This window comes from Bartonella sp. AP57NXGY, assembly GCF_042195805.1.
Taxonomy (GTDB): domain Bacteria; phylum Pseudomonadota; class Alphaproteobacteria; order Rhizobiales; family Rhizobiaceae; genus Bartonella.
In genome coordinates this window covers 1-884 of sequence record NZ_JBHIOZ010000430.1, presented here as the reverse complement: position 1 = coordinate 884, position 884 = coordinate 1, and the positions used below count along the sequence as shown (strand labels likewise).

Genomic DNA, 884 nt, shown 5'->3' with positions numbered 1-884 from the left:
GATGGCATGCTGTCAAAGCCTGAATCAGGTTATATGTATGTTAAGGATGAAAATGCACTTGGTGGCATACGTGCGGTGCCAATTGCAGGCAGTGGTTCAGAACATAAATTAATTCAAGAACAGAAGGAGGAGGAGCGTAAAAACCAACAAATGCAAATGCGAATTCTGGAAACAGCAGACAGGTCAAATCGTATACTCTCAGCATCTAAAGAATTGCTAAAAACTATTGAGGAACACCCGCATGTTGTTGGTTTCACGGGTTCTATAGGGTCGTTCCTTCCTAATTCTAAGGCAAAAGATTTTGGGCATATGCTCGATTCATTGAAGGCAAGTATCGGGCTTGATGCCTTGAGAAAAGCAAAAGCATTTTCACCAAATGGCGCATCTGGCTTTGGGAATTTGTCTAATATGGAATTGCAAGCATTGCAAAACTCTGTAGCAGCACTGTATCAAGATCTTTCTGCAGAGCAAATGAAGAAATCTTTAAAAACAGTTATTGACACTTTCAATAAATCCAATGCAGCAACGCGCGCAATTCTTTTTGGTGGTGCAGAAGCAACAAACGAGCTCGTTCGAGCCGCCTATGGGCAAGATGCTTATAAGGGAAATCATGCACAGTCAAATGATCCACTAGAAAAACAGATAGAAGCATTGCCGGAAGGCATGTTGTTCGTTGATAGTGATGGACGCATTAAGGAGAAACAAACCAATGGCTGAAGTAATCCCCCCTCTTATTAATCGTAAAAACACAAGAGTCATTGGGCATATAAGTGACTATACACCAGAACAGCTTCAAGAGCTTTTCGCGAAGAATAAGGAAAGGCTAAGTGGTTCTGTTACAGGAAATAATGGTGCAACAGAGGAAGATGGTCCACATCCAAGTG

General features: G+C 41.7%; 1 pseudogene. It reads left to right on the top strand.

From position 1 onward, the window contains the following. Positions 1-717, top strand: a pseudogene (locus ACFIL8_RS11290) (hypothetical protein); the annotation flags it as partial. Positions 718-884: the final 167 nt, after the last annotated feature.